Below are 19,978 nucleotides of genomic sequence, written 5' to 3' on the forward strand. Positions count from 1 at the left end.
GATGCAGGCGCCCTGGCAGCAACTGCTGGACTGGTGGTTCGGCCAGGGCGGCACGGCGCGGGACATCGTCGAGGAGAAGCACGGGCTGTGGTTCGGCTACAAGCCCGAGCAGGATGACGAGGTGCGCCAGCGCTTCGGCGACCTCTGCCAGCAGGCGCTCGCAGGTGGCCTGCAACAATGGGCCGACGCTGCGCAAGGCTGGCTGGCGCTGACCCTGCTGCTCGACCAGCTACCGCGCATGATCCACCGTGGCACGCCGCTGGCCTTTGCCGGAGACGCGCGTGCGCAGCAACTGGTGCGCGATGGCCTGGAGCGGGGGCGGGATGAGTCGCTCGCGCCCATCGAGCGGGTCTTCATCTACCTGGTGCTGGAGCATGCCGAGAATCTGCAGAGCCAGGATCTGGCCGTGGCGCGGTTCGCCGAGCTGCGCGATCTCGCCGAGGAGGAGGGCCGGCCAGCCTTCGAGGGATTCCTCGATTTCGCCGAGCGCCACCGCGACGTGATCGCCCGCTTCGGACGCTTTCCCCATCGCAATGCGATTCTCGGACGCGCTTCGAGCGAAGCCGAGCGCACCTTTCTCGCCCAGCCAGGGTCAGGTTTCTAGAACCTGCAGGCCTCGGCGGAACCCTTCGCTGCATCGGTCCCCTAATCCATGACAACGGCGTGATCTGCAAGGTCAGGCACTGAATATCGGAGGTTCTCTATGTCGTTGCGTTTTCCAGCATTGCTTGCCGGTCTGTTGATGCTGACGGGTTGCAATCCCGTCACCCAGGAAAACTTCGCCAAGCTGGAAGCCGGCATGTCGCGCCAGCAGGTGGAAGAACTGCTCGGCAAGCCGGGCGAATGTGCCGGGGCGCTGGGTATGTCCAGCTGTACCTGGGGGCAGAAGAACCGCTTCATCAGCATTCAGTTCGCCGGGGACAAGGTCATGATGTTTTCCGGCCAGGGCCTGAAATAAGTCAGCGTCTCGAGACAGGAGAGAGAACCATGCGTATCGCAGCAGCTCTGTTCAGTGCCTTATTGCTGGCCGGGTGCGCCAGCTCCAACGCAGTCGATGCACCACGGACGGTAGGTGACGTCGATCTGCAGCGCTATCAGGGCACCTGGTACGAACAGGCGCGTCTGCCGATGTTCTTCCAGCGCGACTGCGTGCGCTCCGAGGCGCGTTACCGGCTGCAGGACGAGGGTCGCGTCGAGGTGGTCAACCGCTGCGAAACGGCAAGCGGCGAGTGGAAGGAAGCCAGGGGCGAGGCGGTGCCGCAGCAGCCGGGCCGCACCGACAAGCTCTGGGTGCGCTTCGATAACTGGTTCAGCAATCTTTTCCCCGGCTTGAGCAAGGGCCATTACTGGGTGCTCTATCTGGATGACGACTACAGCGTCGCGCTGGTCGGCAGTCCGGATCGCGACTACCTCTGGTTGCTGTCGCGCGAGGAGCGAATCGACTCGGCGACGCGCGAACGGCTGCTCGACGAGGCGCACAGGCGTGGCTACGACACCGATGAGCTGATCTGGCGCGGCGAGGCTCGCTGATTACCGCTCCGTTTCGTCCGCAGCGCGCTGGGCGGCACCCCGCTGGCGCAGTTCGATCGACACCAGGCTAGCGGCCTCGCCATGTTCGAAGGCACACCCCGAGGGCGCGGGTTTGCCCTTGAACAGGCGCGGGTTGCTGGAGAATCCCACCGGCTCGGTTGGCAGGCCTCGGGGCGTGAGGTCGAGCCGGCCATTGGCGTTCACGTCGACGAACAGTTGCACCGCATAGCGTCCGGGCGGGACATCATGGAAAACGAGCGCCTCCCGAGAACCGCTCATCCGCTGCAAGGGCGCGTCCCAGCGCGTCGCGTCGGCTGAATGCAGCTCGGCATGCAGCACACTCTGGGCGACATTCTCGACCTGCAACCGGATATCCGCCGCCTGCGCTGCAGCTACGCCGGTCGTCACAAGGCCGGCAAAGAGCCATGTGCGCGTTACATTCTGATTTACATGCTGTGGCATAATCGCGACCATTTTCGGTGACTGAAGTTTCGATGCGCCAGGTATTGGTCGTTCACTATTCGCAAACGGGGCAGCTCGGCCGGCTGGTGCAGTCCGTCTGTGCGCCGCTGCTGGCGCGTGACGATGTGCAGCTGGACTTCCTCGCCGTGCAGCCGGCCACACCTTATCCCTTTCCCTGGCCGTTCCTCACCTTTTTCAGCATCTTCCCCGAAACCGTGCTGATGCGCCCCGAGCCACTGCAGCCGTTGCAGGTGGATGCGAACAAGCGCTACGACCTGGTGATTCTCGCGTACCAGGTCTGGTTCCTCTCGCCGTCGCGGCCTATCACCAGCTTCCTCGCCTCGCCGGAAGCGGCGCGGCTGCTGCGGGGTACGCCGGTGGTGACGCTGATCGGCTGCCGCAACATGTGGCTGATGGCCCAGGAAAAGCTCAAGGCACGCCTCGATGCGCTGGGTGCGCGGCTGCTGGACAACATCGTGCTGACCGATGCATGCGGCAGCGCGGCGAGCTTCCTGGCTACGCCGCTGTGGATGTTCACCGGTCGCCAGCAGCCCTTCGCCTGGTTGCCCAAGGCGGGCATCAGCGAGGCCGAGATCGCCGGTGCGCAGCGCTTCGGCGTGGCCATCGGCGAGCGCCTGGCGCAAGGCGGCCCTATCGAACAGCCGATGCTGCGTGGCCTGGGCGCGGTGCGCATCGATGAAAAACTGATCGCCAGCGAGCGCGTCGGCACCCGCAGTTTCAAGGCCTGGGGCACGCTGCTGGCGGCGCTCGGCCCGCAGCACAGCCTGCGCCGGCGTGCCGGGCTGATCGTCTATATCGTCTTTCTGCTGAGCCTGATCCTCACCGTGGTGCCGGTCACCGCATTGCTGAAAAAGCTGCTTAGCCCCCTGACCCGCGCCCGAATCCAGCGGGAAAAAGCCTATTTTGCTGCGCCGTCCGGCGAGTAACGTTTCGAGGACCGTCCCGTGGCCAAGCCCGTCTACATCAATCGCATCAGCGCCTGCCTGCCGCACGACCCGGTGGACAACGAGCAGATGGAAGCACGCCTCGGTCAGGTCGGCGACCGTCCCTCACGGGCGCGTTCCATCGTCCTGCGCCGCAATGGCATTCGCCAGCGCCACTACGTGATCGATCCGGCCACCGGCGAGCCGAGCATGACCAACGCGCAGCTGTCCGCTGAGGCCGTTCGCGGTCTGGCCAGCCCCGCCGAGCTTGAAGAACTGCAGTGCCTGGTGGCCGCCACCTCCTCGCCGGACCAGACTCTGCCCGGCCATGCAGTGATGGTGCACGGCGAACTGGGCAATCCGCCCTGCGAGGTGGTGACCACCGCGGGCATCTGCCTGTGCGGTGTCAGCGCGCTGAAATACGCCTGGCTCAACGTGGCCAGCGGCGAGAGCCGCAACGCCGTGGCCTGCGGCTCGGAAGTCGCCTCGGCGCTGATGCAGGCGCGCAACTTCAGCGCCGAGATCGACAGCGCCGCCGAAGAGCTGGAGCGCCGCCCGGAACTGGCCTTCGAGAAGGATTTCCTGCGCTGGATGCTCTCCGACGGCGCCGGCGCGGTCTGGCTGGAAGACCGCCCCAACCCCGAGGGCCTGAGCCTGCGCATCGACTGGATCGATATCCTGTCCTTCGCTGATCGCTTTCCGGCCTGCATGTACGGCGGTGCGGACAGGCAGGGCGAGGGCCTGGTCGGCTGGAGCCGCATGGACGTCGAGGAACGCAACCGCCGCTCGGTGATGGCCATCAAGCAGGACGTCAAGCTGCTCAACGAGAACATCGTCCAGGTCACCGTCGAGGAGGCGCTGCAACGCATTCGCCGCCGTCGCGAAATGCGCGCCGAGGACATCGACTGGTTCCTGCCGCACTATTCCTCGGAATTCTTCCGCGACCGTCTGGCCGAAGGCCTGGCCCGCATCGACTTCGCCATTCCCCAGCAGCGCTGGTTCACCAACCTGACGCGCAAGGGCAATACCGGCGCCGCCTCCTTCTTCATCATGCTCGACGAGCTGTTCCACAGCGGCCAGCTCCGTGCCGGCCAGCGCCTGCTCGGCTACGTGCCGGAAAGTGGCCGCTTCTCCAGCGCCTTCCTGCACATGACCGTGGTTGCACCCGATGAGGCTTGACGAGGTCCCGCAGGACCCCGACAGCAGCTACGGCGGCCACAGCAAGCTGCTCTACGCCGTGGACGAACAGGGCCGTTACCGGGGTACCCAGAGCGCTGGTTGGGAGCCCGAGTCCTACGCCACGCAACTGGCCGTGGCGCAGCTCGAAGAGCAGGAAGCCCAGGCCCTGGCCGAGTGGCGCAGTGGCCAGGCCTCGCCGCTGAAATGCCTGATGTACCGCTACCGGCTCGATGAGCCGGCGCTGGCGCAGATAACCGGCTTCTGGCAATGGCGCATCCGCCGGCATTTCCGCCCGACCATCTATCGCCGTTTGACTACCAAGCAGCTGACGCGCTACGCCGAGGCCTTCGGCCTGGACGTCGCCGAACTGATCCGCTACCAGCAGGAGTTGCCGCGATGAGCGCCTTCCAGCACCGCCAGAGCGCCCATTGTGAAAGCGGGGTGATGGCCAACCTGCTGACCCATGCTGGCCTGCCCATGAGCGAGCCGATGGCCTTCGGCCTGGCCTCGGGGCTGGCGTTCGCCTATCTGCCCATCGTCAAGCTCGGCGGCATGCCGCTGATCGCCTACCGGATGCCGCCGAAACACATCATCAGGACGCTGAGCAAGCGCCTCGGCGCGCGCCTGCACACGGCCACCTTCCGTCAGCCGGAACAGGGCCGACTGGCGCTGGACCGCGCCCTGGCCGAGGGGCGCCTGGCCGGGTTGCAGAGCTCGGTGTTCTGGCTGCCGTACTTTCCGCCGGAGATGCGCTTTCACTTCAACGCGCACAACCTGCTGGCCTATGGTCGCGATGGCGACGACTACCTGCTCAGCGACCCGGTTTTCGAGGAACCGGTGCGCTGCGCCAGCGCTGACCTGCAGAAGGCGCGCTTCGCCAAGGGTGCGCTGGCCGCCAAGGGGCTGATGTACTGGCTCGAAGATGTGCCACCGGAACAGGACTGGGATCGCCTGGTGCGCCAGAGCCTGGTGTCCACCACGCGCATCCTCGACGGCATGCCACTGCCCTGGATCGGCATTCGCGGCATCCATCACCTGGCCGCGCAGATCCGCAAGCTCGATCCGGCCCAGGCGAAATACAACCGGCTCTACCTCACCCATATCGTGCGCATGCAGGAGGAGATCGGCACCGGCGGTGCGGGTTTCCGCTTCATGTACGCCAGCTTCCTGCAGGAATCCGGCACGCTGCTGGGCGATCCGGCACTCAATGACATGGCTACGCAACTGACCCGCATCGGCGACGACTGGCGCCAGTTCGCCTCGGCCTGCGTGCGCCAGTCACGCAACAAGCAGGGCGACGGCGATTTTGCCGGCATCGCCGCGATGCTGGACGCCATCGCCACGCAGGAGCGCGAACTGGTACGGCGGTTGGCCGGCTGGGCCAGACGCTGACCCGCCCTCGTAGGGCCGAACTTGTTCGGCCATGGCACCATGCGCCCCACCTGCAGGGCCGAATGCATGGTTATGTCCCAGGACGTGTTGCTGGAGCAACCCTGCTTTGTGGGAGCGGACTTGTCCGCGAATCGATGCTCGGGCATCGGTGTGGCTCCGTTCGCGGCTAAGGCCCCTCCCACGATGGCCGCGTGCACGAGTACTCGCAACAACTAACGGGAACATGGCCGAACAAGTTCGGCCCTATATGGACGTCGAGTCAGTTGTAGGTCGGGTTAGCCGAAGGCGTAACCCGCCAATTCGAAGGCGTAATCCAACGTTCGAGACATCATCCGGGTGTAATGCCTTGGCATTTCTTGCGTCTGGCCGTTCGTCATCGGGTCGGTGAGGCGTGACCCGGCCTACCAGACTGGCGGGTTGGGTCAGGGGCTTGCAGGGCCGAATTTATTCGGCCACGGATACAAAGCCAGCCGAACAGGTTCGGCCTTACACGGATGTCGAGTCAGTCTCCAGCTCCAGCCGAACAACCTCCACCGAATCGCTCAGCACGGAGAAATCCCGTGCGCTGAGCGAATCTCCGCCCGGCTCCAGCACCAATGCCTGAGCGCTGAAGCCGTCCTGCTGATCTTCCTCGACCAGCAGCACCAGCGCCTGGCGTACCTGCGCCCGCTCCAGGTCGTTACCGGCCAGGTCGAGCAGGTGCCCCCAGACCTGCGGTCCCGCGCCGATGAACAGGTTCGGCCCCAGCAGCCCCAGTTGCTGCGCCACGTGGAAACCCGCGGCATTGCTGACGCTGTTGACGAATTCGAAAGGCTTGGGCAGCCGCTGCTGGGCGCAGACGTTCTCCAGCAGGGCGAACATGTTCTGCCGCGCCGGGTAGGTGGCGGCGAGATAGAGCCCGCTGTCCGTCTGCATGTGTGCCTTCAGCGGCGCGGCGGCGAGCAGCGCCAGCAGGGTCAGGCGATCGGTGCGTCGTGGCGGGCTGGACAGGTAAGTGCCGAGGGCGGCCTTGAGCTGGCTGTCGCTGTGGTTGCAACCGCGAACCTCGCTGGCGGCGATCACCTTCATGCTGGAATTCCTTGCAGTACCAGGCTGGCGTTGTTGCCGCCGAAGCCGAAATAGTTGGCCAGCAACAGGCTGCCGGCGGACACCGCCAGCGGCCCGGCGGCCAGCGGCAGCAACGCATGCTCGGCGTAGTCGCAGCCCGGCAGCGCGCCCTGGCGCAGGCTTTCCAGCAGCAACAGAGTTTCGCTGAGGCCACAGGCGCCCAGGGTGTGCCCCAGATAGGGCTTGAGCACGCACAGTGGCGGCAGTGCGTGGGCGAAGGTGCGGCGCATGCCGTTGCTTTCGGCCTGATCGTTGGCGGCGGTGGCGGTGCCGTGCAGCTTGACCAGGGCGATTTTCGCCGTTGTGGTTCGTGCGCTGTGCAGGGCGCGGCGCATGACCCAGTCGATATGGCTGCCGTCCTCGGCGGTGTTGGTCAGGCTGCTGGTGTCGCAGGCGCTGAAGCCGCCGAGCAGCTTCGCCAGCGGCTCCGGGCCGGGTTCGCGGGCGAGCATCACGCTGGCGTAGGCTTCGCCGAGAATCAACCCGTCGCGTTCGGCATGGAAGGGCCGGTAGGCGGCGCTGGGGCTGGTCAGTTCGAGCACGCCAAAGCCTTGCCGGGTGACTTCGCTGGGCGTCTCGAAGGCCAGCACCAAGGCGCGGCGATAGTGATTGCGGGCCACCAGCCGCGCGCCATACAGCAGCGCATTGGCGGCACTGGTGCAGGCGGTGTTGAGGGTGAAGGCGCCGGCGAAACCCCACTCCTGGCGCAGCTCTTCGGCGAGGGCATCGAGTGCCGGGGCCATCGGGTTGCCGGTCGCCTCGCCGGCTTTCACCCGCGCCTCGATGGCGACGATATCCAGAGTGGTGGAGGCCAGGATCAGCAGGCAGTCATCCAGCGCGCCGTCGCTGCTGGCGGCGACCAGCTGGTGCAGGCGCTGGCGCAGGGCGAGCGATGCGCCGACCGCAGCCAGGTAGGGTCGTCGCTCGTTGCGTTCATGCAACTCGAACCATTCCGGCTGCGGCAACCGGCCTTGCCGGCAGGTCGTCGCGGCGGCGTGCAAGTCTTCGCCCAGTGCGCTGCACAGCTGTGCGCGTTGCAGGTAGACCGGCTTCATGAGGCCTGCCGGATGAACGCGGCGATGCTGTCGATGCTATTGAGGATACGCCGGCCATCCTTGGCGCCTTCGATGCGCACGCCGTAATGCTGTTGCAGGGCCAGCGACACCTGCAGGGCGTCGAGGCTGTCCATCTGGATGCGGCTCTGCTGGCCGAACAGCGGCTCGTCGTCGGCAATGCTCTGCCAGTCGATGTCGTCCTGCTTGTCGCACTCGCGGATCAGCAACTGCTTGAGCGCCTGTTTTAGTTGTGTGTCGTCCATTGCGTGTCGTTCAGTCGTTTGAGAAACAGGAACAGCGCCGCGGCGCCGACCACCACTGCGAACAGCAGCAGCCGGGCGCACCAGGGCGCAACATCGGAAAGCGAGCCCTGGCCGACCAGCAGCGCCAGGAAGGCGTCCAGCGCCCAGCTCATGGGTGAAATCTCCGCCAGCCGAGCCATGGCCTCGGGCATCACGCTCCTGGGCACCATGATGCCGCCGATGGCGGCGAGTATCAGGTTGATGCCGCCGCTGAGCATCAGCGCCTGCTCGCCGCTGCGTGCCAGGCTGGCGATGGCCAGTCCCAGACTGCAGGCCGCCAGCGCCAGGCACCCGGCCAGCAGCACATAGGCCGCGACGCTGCCCGGCAACTGCAAGCCGGGTAGGCCGAGCAGCGGCAGCGCCCAGACGCCGATGGCCAGCAGCAAGGCGAACTGCAGCAGGTTGATTGCCAGATACGGCAGCAGCTTGCTCAGCGCCAGGGTGCCCATGCTGACGCCCAGGCAGCGCAGACGCAGCAGGACGCCGCTCTGCTGCTCGCGCTGGAAACCGTTGGCCATCGGCAGCATGACGAAGAACATGCCGAAGATCAGCCAGGCCGGCACGCTGTGCTGGCTGGCGTTGGCGCGCTGGGCGAGGGCGCCGCTGGCCAGCTGTTGCTGTTCGTCGATGCGCACCGCGGTGCGCTGTGTGATCAGTGCCAGCCGTTCGTCCTGCGTCGAGTCGGGATCGAGCTCGCCGCTGTCGAGCAGGAAGGTCATCAGCCGTGTCTGCGCCAGTGCCACCTGCACCGCCGCGCGCAGGCGCTGGCGGGTCAGGGCGTCGGTGGCGGCCGGAAAGACCAGGCCCAGGCTGGCCTGTTCGGCATCCAGCAACTGCCCGGCGAAGTCGGCGCTCAGGCGCACCCGTGGCAGCGGCTGGTCGCTGACATCCGGCATATGGCCGTCGGGCAGTTGCTGGCGCAGCGCGGCGGTGAAGAAGGCGCTCTGTTCGCTGGCCTGGGGAATCTCCAGTTCGAGGCTCAGCGCCGGCAGACGATCCTGATTGACCTCCGCCAGGGCGAAGGCCATCAGCAGCACGAACAGCGCCGGCATCAGGAACAGCACCGCCAGCGCATGGTAGTCGCGCGTGAGCAAAAGGAATTCCTTGCGCACCAACGCTCCGAGTCTCACAGCGAACCTCCGCTGAGGTGCAGGTAAAGCTGTTCCAGCGAAGGGCGGCCAAAGCGCAGCAGATTGGGCGGCTGCGGCTGGTCGGCGATGAACTGGCACAGGCGCGCCAGCTGGGCGCTGTCGATGCGCTCGATGCGACAGCCGCGGGTGGTCGGCAGGCATTGGAGCTGCAATTCCGCGAGCAGTGCATCGAAGCCGCTTGGCGGCGCCGCGGGCCATTCCAGCAACAAGCCGTGGTCATCGCCGAGCAGCTGGCGCTTATCCAGGTCGAGGCGCACCTGGCCTTCGGCAAGGAGGACGATCCGCTGCGCCAGGCGCTCGATCTCGTCCAGGTAATGGCTGGTGTAGATCACCGCGCAGCCCTCGCGGGTGAGCACCTGCACGGCATCGAGCAGCAGCTCGCGCGAGTGCGCGTCGACACCCACCGTGGCCTCGTCGAACAGGTACAGGCCGGCGGGCTGGAGCAGGCCGATGGCGAAATTGAGCCGACGCTGCTGCCCGCCGGACAGGCGCGACGCACGCTGTCCGAGCAGCCGTTCGAGGCGGGTCGCGTGAATGCAACGCTGCAGACCTGCGTTGCGCTCCGGGCCGCGCAGCCGGTAGAGATCGGCGAACAGCTGAAGGTTTTCCTGAACGCTCAGCTCGGCATAGAAGGCCGGTTGCTGCGGCACCAGGCCGATTCCGGGTTCGCCGTGCCAGCGGATTTCGCCTTGCTGCGGCTGGCGCAGGCCGGCGATCAGCGAGAGCAGGGTGGTCTTGCCGGCGCCGTTGCTGCCCAGCAGGCCGACGCATTCGCCTGCGGCAATGCGCAGATCGATGCCGTCCAGCGCCGCTCGTTCGGCGTCGGGATAGCGGAAGCCCAGATCATGCAGCTCAAGCATGGACGAGGACCAGCAACAGGCGACCATCGAGCAGCAGCCGCTCGTCGCTGTGAATGCTGAACGCGTAGAGCGCGCCGGCCGGGCTGAGCGCTTCCCGGGTCGCGCTGACCAGCAGCGGGCCATTGCGCTCGGCGGGCTCGTGGTGCAGTTGCAGCGCGCTCAGCTTGCCCACCAGCGCCATCTCGATGGGTTTTCCGTCGCCGTATAGGGCACCATGCGCGCCGCATAATTGCGCCGCCGCCTCGAACAGCAGGCAGGGCGAGGCGTCAGGACCGAATGGCTGCAGATGGGACCAGGCGCTCAGGCCGCGAAGGCCACCGGCGTCGTGTTCGAGGACCCGGTCCAGCCAGAGCGCGGGTCCCTGATGCGGCAGCAGGCTGAGCAGTTGGGTTCGGTCCATCGTGAAGGCTGCGTGGATGTTGGCGGGTCGGAAGTGTATCAGATGGCCAGTTGGCACCGACTTCTGGCAGGGAGATTGGAATGGTTCTACAGGCTGTTGCGTTCGTGCTGGGTTCGGCGGTTCTGGCCTGGCTGTCGCGCGAGGCGTTGCGTCAGCCTCGCGCCCATGGCTTTCCGCGCTTCTTCGCCTGGGAGGCGATCCTGGCGCTGCTGGTGCTCAACGGGCCGGTCTGGTTCGATAACCGTTTCGCTCCCCATCAGCTGCTTTCCTGGGCATTGCTGTTCAGCTCGATCGGCGTGCTGGTCGGCGGGTTGTATCTGCTGCGGTGCGTCGGGCGCCCGGGCGCGGCACGGGACGATGCCGAGCTCTTCGCCTTCGAGAAAACCTCGACCCTGGTGACCGTGGGGATCTTCCGCTATATCCGCCATCCCATGTACAGCTCGCTGATGCTGCTGGCCTGGGGCGTCTTCTTCAAGCAGCCGAACCTACCCGGCCTGCTTTGCGCGATCGTCGCCACCGGCTGCCTGTGGCTGACGGCACGACGTGACGAAGAGGAATGTCTGGCCTATTTCGGCGAGGACTATCGCCGCTACATGCAAGGCAGCAAGCGCTTCATTCCGTTCGTGCTGTAGGCATGGCAGGGGCGCGCCTGGCCGAATGAATTCGGCCCTACGGCTGACCGGAGCACCTGCCGGTCTGTGGGCGAGTCACTCCCATGCCATCCGCGCCAGCAGCCAGTCTCCATCCTCCAGCCACCATTCGAGCCTGACGCGGTAATGCCCGGCGCGCTCGGGCAGCAGACCCTGGGCGCCGGTCAGCGCCACCTGAGCCTCGCTGTGGCCCTTGTCGGCGTAGCTGGGATCGAGCCAGCTGTCGCTGCCCAGCGCCAGGACCTGCACGTTGCGATGGCGCAGGAACATCAGCGTTGCGGTGCGCCGAACCCATTCGCGGTCCAGGGCTTGATTGGCGCGAAACTCCGGATGGATCTGCGCCAGCAGAGCCGCGGTGTCCTTGTTCTCGATGTTTTCCTGCAGCGCCTTCGCCGCCGCTACGAGCGCCGCCTGCGGGTCATCGCGGGCGCACCCGGACAGCAGCAGCGCGACCATCAACGCGGCAGTGGCTAATTTCCATACAGGCATGCCGAACTTCGAGGGCCTGTTGCCATTTCGTCGCGAGCCGCGTTGCTGCGCCAAATGTCGCCACGCAAGGCGCGGGACGCAGGCAATGGTTATTCCCTTGCCAAGTCCCGCAACGCCGTGTGGCGACATTTGCCGCGCAACCCTTCGGGCCGGGCCTGTTTTTGCGCGATGCGGCGTTATTCGTCGTTCCTTTGGAATGACCAAACCTCTCTCCTCATGCGATCTCCAAGGATGGAGTGAATGCCGCAAGCCCGCCGGGAGCGGGCGCGGCCTTGCTTCGCGCAAAAACAGGCTCCGGCGCGGCAGCGTACGAAATGGCAACAGACCCTCGAACCTCGTTATGATGCCGAAAACCTTGGGTGGCCCCGCGAGCCCCCAGCACAGACCCTGGAGTGTGCCATGCAGACATTACATCCGGAGATAAAACCCTATGCTCGGCATGAGCTGGCGGTCGAAGCGCCGCATGTGCTCTACGTCGATGAAAGTGGTTCGCCGGATGGCCTGCCGGTGCTGTTCGTACATGGCGGTCCGGGTGGCGGCTGCGATGCCCTGAGCAGGCGCTTCTTCGATCCCAATCTGTATCGCATCATCACCTTCGACCAGCGCGGCTGCGGTCGCTCGACACCCCATGCCAGCCTGGAAAACAACACCACGGCACATCTGATCGCCGACATGGAGCGCATCCGCGAATTGCTCGGTGTCGACAAATGGGTGCTGTTCGGCGGCTCCTGGGGCTCGACGCTGTCGCTGGCCTACGCCCAGGCGCATCCCGAGCATGTGCATGCGCTGATTCTGCGCGGCATCTTCCTCTGCCGGCCGCACGAGTTTTCCTGGTTCTACCAGGAAGGTGCCAGCCGGCTGTTCCCCGACTACTGGCAGGACTTCATCGCGCCGATCCCGCCGGAAGAGCGCGGCGACCTGATGCAGGCGTTCTACAAGCGCCTGACCGGTACCGACCAGATCGCCCAGATGCACGCGGCCAAGGCCTGGTCCTGCTGGGAAGGGCGCACCGCCACGCTGCGCCCCAACAATCACGTGGTGGACCATTTCTCCGATCCCCATCGGGCGCTGGCCATGGCGCGCATCGAATGCCACTACTTCGTCAATCAGGGTTTCCTCGAACCCGACCAGCTGCTGCGCGACATGCACAAGATCGCCCACCTGCCGGGAATCATCGTGCACGGTCGCTACGATGCCATCTGCCCACTGGAAAACGCCTGGCAGCTGCACGAAGCCTGGCTGAACAGCGAGCTGCAGATCATCCGCGAAGCCGGTCACTCAGCCACCGAACCCGGTACCTGCGACGCGCTGGTGCGTGCCGCCAGCGATATCGCGCACCGCCTGCTCGAACTGCCGCCCGAGGAGGCCTGATGAAGGCGCTGATCCAGCGAGTGCGGCAGGCGCGGGTGGAGGTGGCAGGCGAGATCGTCGGGGCCATCGACCAGGGCCTGCTGGTGCTGGTCGGGATCGAGCGCGAGGATGACCGCGCCCGTGCCGACAAGCTTCTGCACAAGCTGCTGCGCTACCGGGTGTTCGCCGACGCCGAGGGCCGGATGAACCGCTCGGTGAGCGATATCGGCGGCGGTCTGCTGCTGGTCTCGCAGTTCACCCTGGCCGCCGACACACGCAGCGGCCTGCGCCCGAGCTTCTCCAGCGCGGCGCCGCCGGGGCTCGGGGAAGAGCTGTACGACTATCTGGTGCGACAGGCCGGTGCCCAGCATGCCCAGGTGGCCTGTGGCCGGTTCGGTGCCGACATGCAGGTTCATCTGCAAAATGACGGGCCGGTGACCTTTCTGTTGGAGAGCTGAGGCTGGTGAGGCGTGCTGCGTGGGTGAGCGCTGTGCTGCACGTTGCTTCGTCCCCTCACCCTAACCCTCTCCCCACCGGGGAGGGCTGGGGTGAGGGGCGCGCCTACCGCCCGGAAGGCTCCAGCCCGTTCTCGTGCAGCCAGGTGATGGCATGTTCGCGCAGCTGGACGGTCTGGTAGTCGAGCCAGGACTGGCGTGCCTCGGGGAAATCCTCCAGCTTGAAATCGAACGTGCGCAGCGGTTTGCGACCGCGCAGTGCGGCGCTCAGCACGGCGTGTGCGTTGGGGTCGTGCTGGGTGAACAGGAAGGCTTCGCGCATGGCGATCGACTGCGGCAGGCCGAGCGGTTCGATATGCAGGAAACGGTCGAGCTGGACGTCGTATTTCTCATCGGCGCCTGGAAGCGATTCCCCCGGAAATACGGCGCGGATATCGCCGCTTTCCAGATCCAGGTAGTGCTCGCAGGCATCGCGCGCATCCAGGGCATATTCGAGACGGTGCAGATCAATGGTCAAAGGTCGCATGGCAGGGACTGCTTCTTGGGGCTCAGAGCCTCTGACCCGCCTGCGGCCATTGTGTGCATTGCGTTCATCGGTACTGGTTCGCATTCTGACGAGATGCCCCTGAAACGAACCTGCTTACCTCAGAAATCCCTCAGAACAGCCGCGCCAGCAGGGCGCTGACCGCGGTCTCGACCCGCAGGATGCGTTCGCCGAGCTGCACCGGCGTGAGGCCGGCTTCGGCCAGCTTCTCCACTTCGTAAGGGATCCAGCCACCTTCGGGGCCGATGGCCAGGGTCACCGGTTGCTGTACCGCGCGCGGGCAGGCCGGGAAGTCGCCGGGGTGGCCGACCAGGCCCAGGGTATCGGCGGCAAGCTGTGGCAGGCGGTCCTCGACGAAAGGCTTGAAGCGTTTCTCGACGATGATCTCCGGCAGCACCGTATCACGAGCCTGTTCGAGGCCGAGGATCAGCTGTTCGCGAATGGCAGCGGGTTCCAGGAAGGGCGTCTGCCAGAAGCTCTTTTCCACCCGATAGCTGTTGAGCAGCACCAGCCGTGGCACGCCCATGGCGGCGACCGTCTGCAACACGCGGCGCAGCATTTTCGGGCGGGGCAGGGCCAGCAGCAGGGTGACGGGCAGTTTGGCGGGAGGCGGCTGGTCGAAGCGTACCTGCAGCTCAGCCGACGCCGTATCCAGGCGTAGCAGCCGGCCTTCGCCCATCTCGCCGCCGAGCAGGCCGACCCGCAAGGTCTCACCGACCTCGGCGCGGTGGACCTCCTGCAAATGCCTGAGCCTGCGACCAGTCAGGATGACCCGGTCGGCGGCGACGAAGTCCGCCGCCTCCAGCAGCAACAGGTTCAAGGGCGCGAGACGGGCGGCTGGTCGCGCTCGGGCTTGTCTTCGTCGGCATCGCCGCGAAACCCAGCCTCGCGCTTGCTGACCATGCTGCCGCAGATCACACCGGCTTCGAACAGCAGCCACATCGGCACGGCGAGCAGGGTTTGCGAGAACACGTCGGGCGGAGTCAGCACCATGCCGACCACGAAGCAGCCGACGACGACGTAGGGCCTGCTCTTGCGCAGGGTTGCCACGTCGACGATGCCGACCCAGATCAGCAGAAAGGTCGCCACCGGGATCTCGAAGGCCACGCCGAAGGCGAAGAACAGCGTGAGCACGAAATCCAGGTATTGGCCGATGTCGGTCATCATCTCGACGCCTTCGGGCGTCACGCTGGCGAAGAACCCGAACATGATCGGGAAGACCACGAAATAGGCGAACGCCATGCCGGCGTAGAACAGGATGATGCTGGAAATCAGCAAGGGTACGGCGATGCGCTTCTCATGCTTGTACAGGCCGGGGGCAATGAAGCCCCAGATCTGGTGCAGGATGATCGGCATCGACAGGAACAGCGCCACCATCAGCGTCAGCTTGAACGGCGTCAGGAACGGCGAGGCGACGCCGGTGGCGATCATGGTCGCCCCTTCCGGCAGGTAGGCGCGCAGCGGCGCGGCCACCAGCGCATAGATCTGTTGCGAGAAGTAGAACAACCCGGCGAACAGCAGCACGATCGCTACCACGCAGCGCATCAGGCGTTTGCGCAGTTCGGTCAGGTGAGCGATCAGCGGCATTTCCTGATCGTTGCTAGCGTGTTTGCTCATGGTTCAGGCGATCTGTCCGGGTTGGAAGCTGGGGCTGGTTCGGGGGCGGGTTTGGTCACTTCCGTCGTTGCCGGGCGAGCGTCACTGGAGGCTGAGGGCGAGGGCGGCATGATGCTTTCCTTCATCGCCTTCATTTCCTTTTCGAGGTCGAGAATGCGCTCGTTGTGCAGTTGGCGGCGAATCTCGTCCGCGCCGATTTCCCGTTCGACCTCGGCCTTGATGTTGCTGAAGCTGCGCTTCAAGCGGCCGACCCACAATCCGGTCGTGCGCACTGCGCCGGGCAAACGCTCGGGGCCGAGCACGACCAAGGCCACCAGCCCCACCAGGAGCAGCTCCGTGAAACCGATATCGAACATGCCTCAGTTCTTCTTGGTCGGGTCTTCGACCTTGCGGGCTTCGGCATCGATGGTGTGGCTCTGCTTCTCTTCGACGCCGGGCTTCTCTTCATCGGTGCCCATCGACTTGCGGAAACCCTTGATCGCGTCGCCCAGGTCCGAGCCCAGGCCCTTGAGGCGCTTGGTGCCGAACAGCATGATCACGATCAGCAGGATGATCAGGAGTTGCCAGACGCTAATTCCACCCAAACCCATGGTGCTACCTCCGAAAATGAATCAGTTGTGCGGGCGTGCGGCTTTTTCCGCATGTCCGGAAAGACCGAAACGCCGGTCCAGTTCGTCCAGTACCGCCTGCGGGTGCTGACCGAGTGCGGCCAGCATGACCAGACTGTGAAACCACAGATCGGCGGTTTCGTAGATCAGCTCGTGGGCGTCGCCGCTCGTGGCGGCGTCCTTGGCCGCAAGGATGGTTTCCACCGACTCCTCGCCGACCTTTTCCAGAATCTTGTTCAGGCCCTTGTGGTACAGGCTGGCCACGTAGGAACTGTCCGGCTCGGCGCCCTTGCGGGCTTCCAGCACCTCGGCCAGGCGGGCGAAGGTTTCACTCATGCTTGTGCTCCGCATAGATGGCGTGCGGGTCCTTGAGGACCGGCTCGACGGTTTTCCATTCGCCATTCTCGAACACGCGGTAGAAGCAGCTCTCCCGCCCGGTATGGCAGGCGATGCCGCCCAGTTGCTCGACCAGCAGCACGATCACGTCGGCATCGCAGTCCAGGCGCAGTTCATGCAGCTTCTGGATGTGCCCCGATTCCTCGCCCTTGCGCCACAGCTTGCCGCGCGAGCGCGACCAGTAGATGGCGCGGTTTTCCTGCGCGGTCAGCGCCAGCGCTTCGCGGTTCATCCAGGCCATCATCAGGATGCGCCCGGTCTTGTGGTCCTGGGCGATCGCCGGGACCAGGCCATCGGCGTTCCAGTTGATTTTGTCCAGCCAGTTCATCGGCTTCTCCGTACAGTGCGACAAGTTTGCCAGCCTCGCAGACCGCTGGCTATCGGCGTACGACGATGAACAGGCCGGCCACGAGCATCAACCAGGCTGGCCAGGTGGCGGCGGCGGTGAAAGTCTCGGCCCCGGCGGCCAGCACTCCGCCCCCACCGAGCAGCGCTGCGCCAATCAGTCGCAGCGACCAGCCGTGGTGGCGCTCGCGCCAGGGGGGCGCGGGGTTGTTGGCATGGGGCTGCGACATGTGTTCGAGCATCTCGCGGGCCATACCGGCCAGGTGCGGTATCTGCTCGATCTGGCCCTGCACGTTCTTCAGCAGCTGCCTGGGGCTCATGCGCTCGCGCATCCAGCGCTCGAGATACGGCTGGCCGGTGCTCCACAGATCCAGGTCCGGATACAGCTCGCGGCCCAGACCCTCGATATTGAGCAGGGTCTTCTGCAGCAGCACCAGCTGCGGTTGCACTTCCATGTTGAAGCGCCGTGCCACCTGGAACAGCCGGACCAGCAGCTGACCGAAGGAGATGTCCTTCAGCGGCTTCTCGAAGATCGGCTCGCACACGGTACGGATCGCCGCCTCGAACTCGTTGACCTTGGTTTCCGCCGGCACCCAGCCCGAATCGATGTGCAGCTGCGCCACCTTGCGGTAGTCGCGCTTGAAGAAGGCCATCAGGTTGCGCGCCAGGTAATCCTGGTCTTCCGGCGTGAGGCTGCCGACGATGCCGAAGTCCACCGCGATGTACTGCGGGTTCCACGGCTGCTGGGTGCTGACGAAGATGTTGCCGGGGTGCATGTCGGCGTGGAAGAAGCTGTCGCGGAAGACCTGGGTGAAGAAAATCTCCACGCCGCGTTCGGCGAGTTGCTTCATGTCGGTGCGCTGTTCGGTCAGCCTGGCCATGTCGGTGACCGGCACGCCGTAGATGCGCTCCATCACCAGCACCTGCGGGCGGCAGTAATCCCAGTAGATCTGCGGCACGTAGAGCAGCGGCGAATTCTGGAAGTTGCGCCTGAGCTGGCTGGCGTTGGCGGCCTCGCGCAGCAGGTCGAGTTCGTCGTAGATGGTCTTGGCGTAGTCCTCGACCACCTCCACCAGGTGCAGGCGACGGGCATCGATGGACGCACGCTCGGCGGTCTTGGCCAGCAGGAACAGCCAGGCCAGGTCCTGGCTGATGATCGGCTTGAGATTGGGCCGCACCACCTTGACCACCACTTCCTCGCCGCTGCGCAGCTTCGCCGCATGCACCTGAGCCACCGACGCGGAGGCCAGCGGCTTGCTGTCGAAGCGGGCGAACACTTCGCCCACCGGCGCACCCAGCTGGCGCTCGATCAGGGTGGTGGCCATGGCCGAGTCGAAGGGCGGTACGCGATCCTGCAGCATCGCCAGCTCTTCGGCGATGTCCAGCGGCAGCAGGTCCCGGCGGGTAGAGAGAATCTGGCCGAACTTGATGAAGATCGGCCCCAGGCCTTCCAGCGCCAGGCGCAGGCGCGCGCCGCGCGACAGCGTGCTGCGTCGCCGAGGCAACCAGCGCCAGGGCAGCAGATAACTGGTCGCGCGCAGCCACCAGGGCATCGGCAGGTCGAGGATGATGTCGTCCAGGCGGTAGCGGATCACCACCAGCAGGATGCGGAACAGGCGGCGGGTGGCGGCGAACAGCTTCATTCGGCTTGATCTGGTTTCAGGGAGTGGGCGAGGCGTTCGACGCGGGCCTCGAGTCGGTCGAGAACCAGCTTGAGCCGGTCGAGTTCGGCAAAACGGGCTTCGGCTTCGTTGGTGCCGACCAGGGTCTGTGATTCCTCGTTGAGGTAGTCGGACAGGTCCTGGCGCAGGCTGTCGCTGCTTTGTCTGAGCCAGGCGGAGGAGCTGCGCAGGCCGGAACCGAGCAACTGGGTGCCGACCGGTCCGAGCCAGCGCGACACTTCGTATTCCCAGTCCAGTTCCAGATCCTGCAGCACTTCGGCAAGGTGCATCAGCAGGGCGCTGTCGCCGTCGATCTCGACTTCCGGGCCGTGCAGCACGGCGGTCTTGTTGCGGCTCGCGGCCAGGCGCGCCAGGCTGGCTGCCGGCGCGCGCAGGCGGCAATCGGCATCGCTGCCCCAGTCGGTCGCCAGCCGCAGGCCTTCGTCATCGGCCAGTACGAACAGGCGCCAGGCCGGCGCCGTGCAGTCGATCTCGATGACGCGACCGCTCAGCCGCGCCAGCCGCGGCAGGGCGGTCGGGTCGAGGCTGAGCACGCGGTTGATGCCGCGTTCGGCTGCGGCCAGCACGGCGAGCTGCAGCATCAGGGCTTGATGCCGCGATGCAGGGCGACGATGCCGCCGGTCATGTTGTGATAGGTCACGCGCTCGAAACCGGCGTCGGCCATCATGCCCTTGAGGGTTTCCTGGTCCGGGTGCATGCGGATCGACTCGGCCAGGTAGCGGTAGCTGTCGGCATCGTTGGTGATCAGCTTGCCCATCATCGGCAGCAGGCTGAACGAGTAGGCATCGTAGGCCTTGGAGAACAGCTGGTTGGTGGGCTTGGAGAATTCCAGCACCAGCAGCCGTCCGCCCGGCTTGAGCACCCGCAGCATCGAGGCGATGGCGTCTTCCTTGTGGGTGACGTTGCGCAGGCCGAAGGCGATGGTGACCACGTCGAAGTGATTGTCCGGGAAGGGCAGCTTCTCGGCGTCGGCCTGGACGAAGCTGATGTTGCCCGCCACGCCCTTGTCCAGCAGCTTGTCGCGACCGACCTTGAGCATCGAGGCGTTGATGTCGGCCAGCACCACTTCGCCGGTGGGGCCGACGATGCGCGAGAATTGCCGCGCCAGATCGCCCGTGCCGCCGGCGATGTCCAGCACGCGGTTGCCGTGGCGCACGCCGGACAGCTCGATGGTGAAGCGCTTCCAGAGCCGGTGGATACCGCCGGACATCAGGTCGTTCATCAGGTCGTACTTGGCGGCTACCGAATGGAAGACTTCGGCTACCTTGTGGGCTTTTTCGCTCTCCGGCACGTTCTTGTAGCCGAAGTGGGTGATGGGTTCTGCGTCATGCTCTTTGCGAGGATCGGTCATGTCACTGTCACCGGAAGAATGTGCGGGGCATTCTAAACCTAAAAGGCGGCGGTGAGCTTCAAGCGGCAAGCCTCGAGAAGATTTGTCCCGGGGCGTTCGGCTTCCATCG

At 65.6% G+C, this 19,978-nt stretch carries 28 protein-coding genes; 10 read left to right on the forward strand and 18 right to left on the reverse strand.

The genetic code is table 11. The features are described 5' to 3' along the window. Position 1 precedes the first annotated feature (1 nt). The 3 genes from EA795_RS01245 to EA795_RS01255 all read left to right on the forward strand — a co-directional run bounded on the left by EA795_RS01245 (position 2) and on the right by EA795_RS01255 (position 1,530). Positions 2–604 (forward strand): DUF924 family protein, encoded by a 603-nt coding sequence (locus tag EA795_RS01245; RefSeq protein WP_122075099.1) that lies wholly within the window; start codon positions 2–4, stop codon positions 602–604. Positions 605–703: 99 nt separating this feature from the next. Then, a complete protein-coding gene (bamE, locus tag EA795_RS01250) occupies positions 704–958 on the forward strand; it encodes an outer membrane protein assembly factor BamE domain-containing protein (protein WP_014854430.1) in 255 nt (84 codons plus the stop codon). 29 nt (positions 959–987) lie between these two features. Continuing rightward, entirely contained in the window at positions 988–1,530 is a 543-nt protein-coding gene (locus tag EA795_RS01255) for a lipocalin family protein (RefSeq protein WP_014854429.1), read from the forward strand. Here EA795_RS01255 and EA795_RS01260 read toward each other — a convergent pair whose 3' ends face one another. Next, a complete protein-coding gene (locus tag EA795_RS01260) occupies positions 1,531–1,992 on the reverse strand; it encodes a DUF2141 domain-containing protein (RefSeq protein WP_240644975.1) in 462 nt (153 codons plus the stop codon). A 32-nt stretch (positions 1,993–2,024) separates the two neighbouring features. On the opposite strand from EA795_RS01260, the gene EA795_RS01265 reads away from it, so the two are divergent. The 4 genes from EA795_RS01265 to darH are packed head-to-tail and all read left to right on the forward strand — an operon-like array spanning position 2,025 to position 5,507. Then, complete coding sequence (locus tag EA795_RS01265; protein WP_122075101.1) at positions 2,025–2,939, forward strand: dialkylrecorsinol condensing enzyme; 915 nt, start codon at positions 2,025–2,027, stop codon at positions 2,937–2,939. Between the two features lie 18 nt (positions 2,940–2,957). Then, positions 2,958–4,115: a beta-ketoacyl-ACP synthase III gene (locus tag EA795_RS01270; protein WP_122075103.1), complete on the forward strand. Its 1,158-nt coding sequence runs from the start codon at positions 2,958–2,960 to the stop codon at positions 4,113–4,115. Continuing rightward, positions 4,105–4,515: a DarG family dialkylresorcinol biosynthesis protein gene (locus EA795_RS01275; RefSeq protein ID WP_122075105.1), complete on the forward strand. Its 411-nt coding sequence runs from the start codon at positions 4,105–4,107 to the stop codon at positions 4,513–4,515. Before EA795_RS01270 ends, EA795_RS01275 begins: the two co-directional genes overlap by 11 nt. Beyond that, positions 4,512–5,507: a BtrH-related acyltransferase DarH gene (darH, locus tag EA795_RS01280; protein ID WP_122075107.1), complete on the forward strand. Its 996-nt coding sequence runs from the start codon at positions 4,512–4,514 to the stop codon at positions 5,505–5,507. Before EA795_RS01275 ends, darH begins: the two co-directional genes overlap by 4 nt. 486 nt (positions 5,508–5,993) lie before the next feature. On the opposite strand, the gene EA795_RS01285 is transcribed toward darH, so the two are convergent. The 6 genes from EA795_RS01285 to EA795_RS01310 are packed head-to-tail and all read right to left on the reverse strand — an operon-like array spanning position 5,994 to position 10,382. Continuing rightward, complete coding sequence (locus tag EA795_RS01285) at positions 5,994–6,575, reverse strand: hypothetical protein (RefSeq protein ID WP_122075110.1); 582 nt, start codon at positions 6,573–6,575, stop codon at positions 5,994–5,996. Continuing rightward, complete coding sequence (locus tag EA795_RS01290; protein ID WP_122075112.1) at positions 6,572–7,669, reverse strand: beta-ketoacyl synthase N-terminal-like domain-containing protein; 1,098 nt, start codon at positions 7,667–7,669, stop codon at positions 6,572–6,574. The genes EA795_RS01285 and EA795_RS01290 overlap by 4 nt, the downstream gene beginning before the upstream one ends. Then, complete coding sequence (locus tag EA795_RS01295; protein ID WP_122075113.1) at positions 7,666–7,932, reverse strand: acyl carrier protein; 267 nt, start codon at positions 7,930–7,932, stop codon at positions 7,666–7,668. The genes EA795_RS01290 and EA795_RS01295 overlap by 4 nt, the downstream gene beginning before the upstream one ends. Further along, positions 7,914–9,083: an ABC transporter permease gene (locus tag EA795_RS01300; RefSeq protein WP_240644976.1), complete on the reverse strand. Its 1,170-nt coding sequence runs from the start codon at positions 9,081–9,083 to the stop codon at positions 7,914–7,916. Before EA795_RS01300 ends, EA795_RS01295 begins: the two co-directional genes overlap by 19 nt. Before the next feature lie 14 nt (positions 9,084–9,097). Next, entirely contained in the window at positions 9,098–9,982 is an 885-nt protein-coding gene (locus EA795_RS01305; protein WP_122075115.1) for an ABC transporter ATP-binding protein, read from the reverse strand. After that, positions 9,975–10,382: a beta-hydroxyacyl-ACP dehydratase gene (locus EA795_RS01310; protein ID WP_122075116.1), complete on the reverse strand. Its 408-nt coding sequence runs from the start codon at positions 10,380–10,382 to the stop codon at positions 9,975–9,977. The genes EA795_RS01305 and EA795_RS01310 overlap by 8 nt, the downstream gene beginning before the upstream one ends. Before the next feature lie 80 nt (positions 10,383–10,462). On the opposite strand from EA795_RS01310, the gene EA795_RS01315 reads away from it, so the two are divergent. Continuing rightward, positions 10,463–11,014 carry a methyltransferase family protein gene (locus EA795_RS01315; RefSeq protein ID WP_014854417.1) on the forward strand — a complete coding sequence of 184 codons (552 nt, stop codon included), beginning with the start codon at positions 10,463–10,465 and terminating at the stop codon, positions 11,012–11,014. 75 nt (positions 11,015–11,089) lie between these two features. Here EA795_RS01315 and EA795_RS01320 read toward each other — a convergent pair whose 3' ends face one another. Beyond that, positions 11,090–11,521, reverse strand: a complete 432-nt coding sequence (locus EA795_RS01320) for a hypothetical protein (RefSeq protein ID WP_058073894.1) — start codon at positions 11,519–11,521, stop codon at positions 11,090–11,092. Positions 11,522–11,920: 399 nt separating this feature from the next. On the opposite strand from EA795_RS01320, the gene pip reads away from it, so the two are divergent. After that, positions 11,921–12,892, forward strand: coding sequence for a prolyl aminopeptidase (pip, locus tag EA795_RS01325; RefSeq protein WP_122075117.1), 972 nt, complete (start codon positions 11,921–11,923; stop codon positions 12,890–12,892). Continuing rightward, on the forward strand, positions 12,892–13,329 hold the full coding sequence (gene dtd, locus EA795_RS01330; RefSeq protein WP_122075118.1) for a D-aminoacyl-tRNA deacylase: 438 nt from the start codon (positions 12,892–12,894) through the stop codon (positions 13,327–13,329). Before pip ends, dtd begins: the two co-directional genes overlap by 1 nt. Before the next feature lie 103 nt (positions 13,330–13,432). Here the strand turns inward: dtd and EA795_RS01335 are convergent, their stop codons facing one another. From EA795_RS01335 to ubiE, 10 genes are all read right to left on the reverse strand, one after another. Beyond that, positions 13,433–13,852 carry a UPF0158 family protein gene (locus EA795_RS01335; RefSeq protein WP_014854413.1) on the reverse strand — a complete coding sequence of 140 codons (420 nt, stop codon included), beginning with the start codon at positions 13,850–13,852 and terminating at the stop codon, positions 13,433–13,435. A 130-nt stretch (positions 13,853–13,982) separates the two neighbouring features. After that, positions 13,983–14,690: a 16S rRNA (uracil(1498)-N(3))-methyltransferase gene (locus tag EA795_RS01340; protein WP_122075119.1), complete on the reverse strand. Its 708-nt coding sequence runs from the start codon at positions 14,688–14,690 to the stop codon at positions 13,983–13,985. After that, positions 14,687–15,487: a twin-arginine translocase subunit TatC gene (gene tatC, locus EA795_RS01345; RefSeq protein ID WP_014854411.1), complete on the reverse strand. Its 801-nt coding sequence runs from the start codon at positions 15,485–15,487 to the stop codon at positions 14,687–14,689. The genes EA795_RS01340 and tatC overlap by 4 nt, the downstream gene beginning before the upstream one ends. Beyond that, a complete protein-coding gene (gene tatB / locus EA795_RS01350) occupies positions 15,484–15,843 on the reverse strand; it encodes a Sec-independent protein translocase protein TatB (RefSeq protein ID WP_122075120.1) in 360 nt (119 codons plus the stop codon). The genes tatC and tatB overlap by 4 nt, the downstream gene beginning before the upstream one ends. 3 nt (positions 15,844–15,846) lie before the next feature. Further along, positions 15,847–16,077: a twin-arginine translocase TatA/TatE family subunit gene (gene tatA, locus EA795_RS01355; RefSeq protein WP_014854409.1), complete on the reverse strand. Its 231-nt coding sequence runs from the start codon at positions 16,075–16,077 to the stop codon at positions 15,847–15,849. Positions 16,078–16,098: 21 nt separating this feature from the next. After that, positions 16,099–16,431 carry a phosphoribosyl-ATP diphosphatase gene (locus tag EA795_RS01360; protein WP_058073897.1) on the reverse strand — a complete coding sequence of 111 codons (333 nt, stop codon included), beginning with the start codon at positions 16,429–16,431 and terminating at the stop codon, positions 16,099–16,101. Beyond that, complete coding sequence (hisI, locus tag EA795_RS01365) at positions 16,424–16,819, reverse strand: phosphoribosyl-AMP cyclohydrolase (protein ID WP_122075121.1); 396 nt, start codon at positions 16,817–16,819, stop codon at positions 16,424–16,426. The genes EA795_RS01360 and hisI overlap by 8 nt, the downstream gene beginning before the upstream one ends. 49 nt (positions 16,820–16,868) lie before the next feature. Then, on the reverse strand, positions 16,869–18,479 hold the full coding sequence (gene ubiB, locus EA795_RS01370; protein WP_058073899.1) for a ubiquinone biosynthesis regulatory protein kinase UbiB: 1,611 nt from the start codon (positions 18,477–18,479) through the stop codon (positions 16,869–16,871). Beyond that, positions 18,476–19,099 (reverse strand): ubiquinone biosynthesis accessory factor UbiJ, encoded by a 624-nt coding sequence (locus EA795_RS01375; protein WP_122075122.1) that lies wholly within the window; start codon positions 19,097–19,099, stop codon positions 18,476–18,478. Before EA795_RS01375 ends, ubiB begins: the two co-directional genes overlap by 4 nt. Continuing rightward, entirely contained in the window at positions 19,099–19,869 is a 771-nt protein-coding gene (ubiE, locus tag EA795_RS01380) for a bifunctional demethylmenaquinone methyltransferase/2-methoxy-6-polyprenyl-1,4-benzoquinol methylase UbiE (protein WP_014854404.1), read from the reverse strand. Before ubiE ends, EA795_RS01375 begins: the two co-directional genes overlap by 1 nt. Positions 19,870–19,978 lie beyond the last annotated feature (109 nt).

This window comes from Stutzerimonas nitrititolerans, from assembly GCF_003696285.1.
Classification (GTDB): domain Bacteria; phylum Pseudomonadota; class Gammaproteobacteria; order Pseudomonadales; family Pseudomonadaceae; genus Stutzerimonas; species Stutzerimonas nitrititolerans.